The sequence below is a fragment of the Saccharomonospora saliphila YIM 90502 genome, assembly GCF_000383795.1.
Classification (GTDB): Bacteria; Actinomycetota; Actinomycetes; order Mycobacteriales; family Pseudonocardiaceae; genus Saccharomonospora; species Saccharomonospora saliphila.
In genome coordinates this window covers 84,332-88,891 of record NZ_KB912678.1, presented here as the reverse complement: position 1 = coordinate 88,891, position 4,560 = coordinate 84,332, and the positions used below count along the sequence as shown (strand labels likewise).

At 69.8% G+C, this 4,560-nt stretch carries 3 protein-coding genes and 1 pseudogene; 1 reads left to right on the top strand and 3 read right to left on the bottom strand.

What is annotated here, in order from left to right; genetic code table 11:
* Nucleotides 1-78: 78 nt before the first annotated feature.
* The gene (locus SACSA_RS0112885) at nucleotides 79-522 is read right to left on the bottom strand and encodes a cold-shock protein (RefSeq protein WP_019816340.1); all 444 of its coding nucleotides are present in this window, start codon (nucleotides 520-522) and stop codon (nucleotides 79-81) included.
* A 302-nt stretch (nucleotides 523-824) separates the two neighbouring features.
* Here SACSA_RS0112885 and SACSA_RS0112880 point away from each other — a divergent pair, with 302 nt between their 5' ends.
* Nucleotides 825-2,606: a BCCT family transporter gene (locus SACSA_RS0112880; protein WP_019816339.1), complete on the top strand. Its 1,782-nt coding sequence runs from the start codon at nucleotides 825-827 to the stop codon at nucleotides 2,604-2,606.
* A 240-nt stretch (nucleotides 2,607-2,846) separates the two neighbouring features.
* Here the strand turns inward: SACSA_RS0112880 and SACSA_RS24170 are convergent, their stop codons facing one another.
* Entirely contained in the window at nucleotides 2,847-3,980 is a 1,134-nt protein-coding gene (locus SACSA_RS24170; protein ID WP_019816338.1) for a phosphatase PAP2 family protein, read from the bottom strand.
* Nucleotides 3,981-4,288: 308 nt separating this feature from the next.
* Nucleotides 4,289-4,560 (bottom strand): annotated as a pseudogene (locus tag SACSA_RS22775) (hypothetical protein); the annotation flags it as partial.

Sequence of the window (4,560 nt, the reverse complement as noted above, 5' to 3'; positions counted from 1 at the left end):
CGGGCGGGCACGGGCCTGACTCAGCCCGCCTGCCGCCCGTGCGGGCGGCGGGGTGGGCGGCGACGTGGGCGGGCAGGGTCAGTCGGTCACCCAGCCGTGGTCCACGGCCGAGCGAACCAGGCGACGCCGGATGCTGACGATGTCCTCCGCCGTCGCGGTGGGCGCGGCGTCGAGCAGGAGTTCCGTGACCTCGTCGAGGTACTGCTTGCGCGTCACCGGGGCGGCCTCGCCGGAGATGTCCGGTTCCTCCGCCTCCGGCCCCTCGTACTCGTCGATGTCCTCGGCGCCGTCGGCGGCACGGAGCGAGGGCCGCTCCTCGCGTTCGGCCAGCCGCACGTGTGAGGCCTTCAGGCCCCGGTCGCCCTCCTCGATGTCGAAGCTGAGCCGCACACCTGGTGCCACCAGCGTCTTGTCGAACAACACGTCGTTGACGTGGACGAACACATCCTCGCCTCCGCTGTCCGGACTGACGAACCCGTACCCCTTGAACTCGTCGAACCGGACGACCTTCCCCGTGACCACGGCTGGCACACCTCATTCTCGACGGCACGAAACGTGCGTGTTGACGATCAGGCCGACCCTACCGCGTATGGCCCGTTCGGGGCGGGACGCCGATGAGGGCGGCACCCAGCCGGTCCTGTCCGGACATTCGCCCGCATCGATTCGGTCTCGTTCGGGCACCCCGCCGACGGCGAGCCACGGTTGGTCGTCGCTGGTGGTCGCAGTGGGTAGTCTCAGCCACACCCCGAGCGGCCATCCGTGGACTGTTGACACACTTCCGGGCCGTGGATAGCTTGCCGAAGCTATTACGGAGGGAGACGATCATGCTGGAGAAGCTGCAGCGCGCACTGGGGTTGCGAACGAACCCCGCGATCTTCTTCAGCTCGGCATTGCTGGTCCTGGTGTTCGTCGTCGTATCGATCGCTTTCACCGACGAGGTGGACTCCGCGTTCAGCGCCGCGTCGGACGCGGTCAAGCGGGACCTGGGCTGGCTCTACATCCTGGGGGTCACCGCCTTCCTCGGGTTTCTGCTCTGGATCGCGTTCAGTCGTTTCGGGCACGTGCGGCTCGGGGCCAAGGACGACCGCCCCGAGTACAGCAATGTGAGCTGGTTCGGGATGCTGTTCGCGGCGGGCATCGGCACGATCCTGATGTTCTGGGGCGTCGCGGAGCCGATCAACCACTTCGCGAACCCGCCGCTGTCCGGAGTCAACGACCAGGTCGGTGCCCTCACCGAGGCCGATCTGAGTTCACAGCAGTTCGCCGAGCAACTGCGTCAGGTTCCCGTCGGCAACGGCGACACCGCCCCGCTGAGCGAGGGCGCGGCCAACGAGGCCATCGGGTTTTCCCTGTACCACTTCGGATTCCACACGTGGGCGATCTTCACTCTGCCCGCTCTGGCATTCGCCTACTTCGCCTACCGGCGGGGGCTGCCGTTCCGCGCCAGCTCGATCCTGCACCCGATTCTCGGCGACCGAATTCACGGCCCGATCGGCAAGATCGTCGACGTGGTCGCCGTGATCGGCACGCTGTTCGGTGTCGCGGTCTCCATCGGCCTCGGCACGCTTCAGATCAACAGCGGCATCAACGAGCTGTTCGGTATCGAGGTCAGCGGCACCGTGCAGATTTTGATCATCGCGGTGGTGACCACGCTCGCGACGATCTCGGTGGTGCTGGGTCTCGACAAGGGCATCAAGTGGTTGTCCAACATCAACATCTGGATGGCCGTCGGGCTGCTCGTCTTCATCCTGCTGGCGGGCTCGACGGTGTTCCTGCTGCGGGGCGTGATCGAGAGCGCGGGCAACTACCTGAGCATGATCGTGCCGCTGTCGTTCTGGAACGACGCGCTGCCCGCGGAGGGCTGGGGCTGGCAGGGTAGCTGGACGGTCTTCTACTGGGCCTGGACGATCACGTGGGCGCCGTTCGTCGGCATCTTCGTCGCCCGCATCTCGAAGGGCCGCACGGTCCGGGAGTTCGTGCTCGGCGTGCTGGGCGCACCGGTCGCGTTCTCGGTCATCTGGTTCAGCATCTTCGGGATGTCCTCGCTCAACATCGAGTGGTCGGACCCCGGTTCGCTGGTCGAGCCGGTGGTGCAGGAAGGGGACACGGCCGCCGCGTTGTTCTCGTTCCTGCAGCATTTCCCGGCGACCGAGTTGGTGATGGCCCTGTCGGTGCTGATCGTGGTGATCTTCTTCACCACGTCCTCGGACTCGGCTTCGCTCGTGGTCGACATGCTGACCTCGGGAAACACGGCGAATCCGCCGACTCGGCAGCGGGTGTTCTGGGCCGTGCTGGAGGGTGTCATCGCCGCGACGCTGATCGCGGCCACAGGCCAGGAGGCGTTGCAGGCACTCCAACAGGTGATCACGGTGCTCGGGTTGCCGTTCTTCCTGATCGGGTTCGTCACGATGTACTGCCTGGTCAAGGCCCTCAAGCGGGACATCCCGGAGGAGGAGTTGCTCCCGCCCCGGGCGCGGATGGTGCTGGAGCACCGGCACAAGCTCGACCTACGGGAACCCACGGCCTCGGGCCCGGCGTCGACGGGTGACGGCCAGCCGCCAGCACACCCGGACCCCGACCCCGACCACCCCGCCCGAGAAAACTGACCCACCCCCGCGAGTTGCCCCTTCGGGCGCGCGAGTTGCCCTTTCAGGGCGGCGAGATGCCCCTTCGCGTCGCGCACTCCGCGCGAGCGAAGGGGCATTCGCGTGTTCGTCCGCGCGAGTGCGCCGCTCGTTCGGACGACTCGCGTGCAGGAGAGGACAACTCGCGGACACGAAAGGGCAACTCGCGGACACGAAAGGGCAACTCGCGCGCAGGAAGGGGCAACTCGCCGGGGTGGGAGGTCAGCGGGAGCCGGGGGGTCTGGTCCGGTGCTCCGGCCGCCAGTGCGTCGTGCGGGGCAACGGCCGGGTGGCCGTCTCGTCACCACGCGCTCCGCCGCGTCCACGCTCCCACGCGGGATGCGGCTCGGTCGACGGTCCGGGATCGTGCTGGTGGTGCGCCCGCGCCCGCCTCCGACCGCTCCCCGCATGCCGAGGCAGAGCCGCCGGCAGGTGTTGCGCGGTCAACACCTCGGTGGGAGCGCCGTCGCGCTCGGCGGGCACGCGCAGGCCGACGGCGGTCGTATCCCTCTCGCCGTCCTCGACGACGGCATCGTCGTCACCACCCGCGTGCTTCGTCGCGGGCGGCGGGTCCGGAATGTCACTGGGCTCAGGCACCGGCGGTCCCGAGCCCAGGAGTGTGTGACCCGACGGTCGCTTCCGCCACCGCCGAACCAGCGCCCCGGACGTGGGCGCGGCATACGTCAGCACGCACGCGGCGATGGCCGTGCCCAGCAGGAATCCGGTGAGCACGTCGTGTGGGTAGTGCACCCCGACGAACACCCGGGAACAGGCCACCAGAGCACCCAGGCACACGGCGAACGGACCGATCCACAGTCGCGTCCCGCTCCCGTCGCCGGTGGCCGACCGGCCCGGGCGCCGGCTGAGCAGGACAGCGGTCGCGGCCGCACCCGCGATGGTGGCGTGGTTGCTGGGGAACGACCAGTCCCCGAACGAGGGACAGTCGGCCAGTGGGGACACCGCTCCGGGCACCGCGCGGCACGGCCGGTCCTGTTCGAGGACGCTCTTCACCGACTCGCTCACCGCGTACGCGACCACGGTCGCCACCGGAGCCAGCAGCGCCGGTCCCATCCGCGTCGCCTTCTCCGCGCGTGCGTGCCAGAACCGCAGCACCATGAGTATCCCGAGCACGACCACCCCCGCCTCGGTGAAGATCACCGCAGAGGTCTGCACCAGTCCGGGAAGCGAGTCCGCGAACGACACGACGGCGCGGTAGAGCTCGGCGGAGATGTCCGGCACGGTCGCGTCGCCTCCGGCCGAGGTGGCCGGCGCCGTGGTCCCGGAGACGGGATCGGCGGTCCCCGGCACCGCCGAACGGTTCCCGGGAAGGTGGGTTGAGGCGACCGGGTCGGGCATGGGTGCGGCTCCTGTGCGCGCTGAGTGTCGGCGGCTGCTGGTGGCCGGGGCGTGGACGGGGCCTGCGCTCGGCACGCCACGACGATGGTCACGCGGCGCCCGGCCATCGGATGTTGATCAAAGGTAGCGGGTCCGCTGTAAGGGCACTGTGGGCGGTCGCGCGTGCGCAGCGAGCACAGGCCGTTGCCCGTGTTCGGTGGAGAGTGGGACCGCGGCCTGCCACGGCGGCTCGGGGAACGGGCGACTCGCGGGCAGGAGCGGGCGGCTCGCGGGGTGGCCCGGGTGGCCGGGCAACCCCTGTCCCCCTGTCAGGTCTGGCGGGGGAGGAGGACCTCGTTCGCCGCCGCGATGGCCTCCGGGTCCTGCGTGTGCGGCGCGGTGAACCGCTCGGGTGGGCGTTCGCGCAGGTCCCGGCTCAGCGAGGTGACCACGGTGGTCAGCGAGTCGATCTGGCGCTGGAGTTCGTGCAGCCGTTCCGGCCACGCCTCACCGGAGGCCTCCGGCCCGCCCGGCGGCGACGCGAGCGGTGTGGTCGGCGCTGGGGGCCGCGCCGTGCCCGCATCGACCCGGGGTGCCTCAC

Bases quoted from the DNA above. Each gene is read 5' to 3' on its own strand.
- SACSA_RS0112880 (WP_019816339.1), top strand. From the start codon at position 825: ATGCTGGAGAAGCTGCAGCGCGCACTGGGGTTGCGAACGAACCCCGCG.
- SACSA_RS24170 (WP_019816338.1), bottom strand. From the start codon at position 3,980: ATGCCCGACCCGGTCGCCTCAACCCACCTTCCCGGGAACCGTTCGGCG.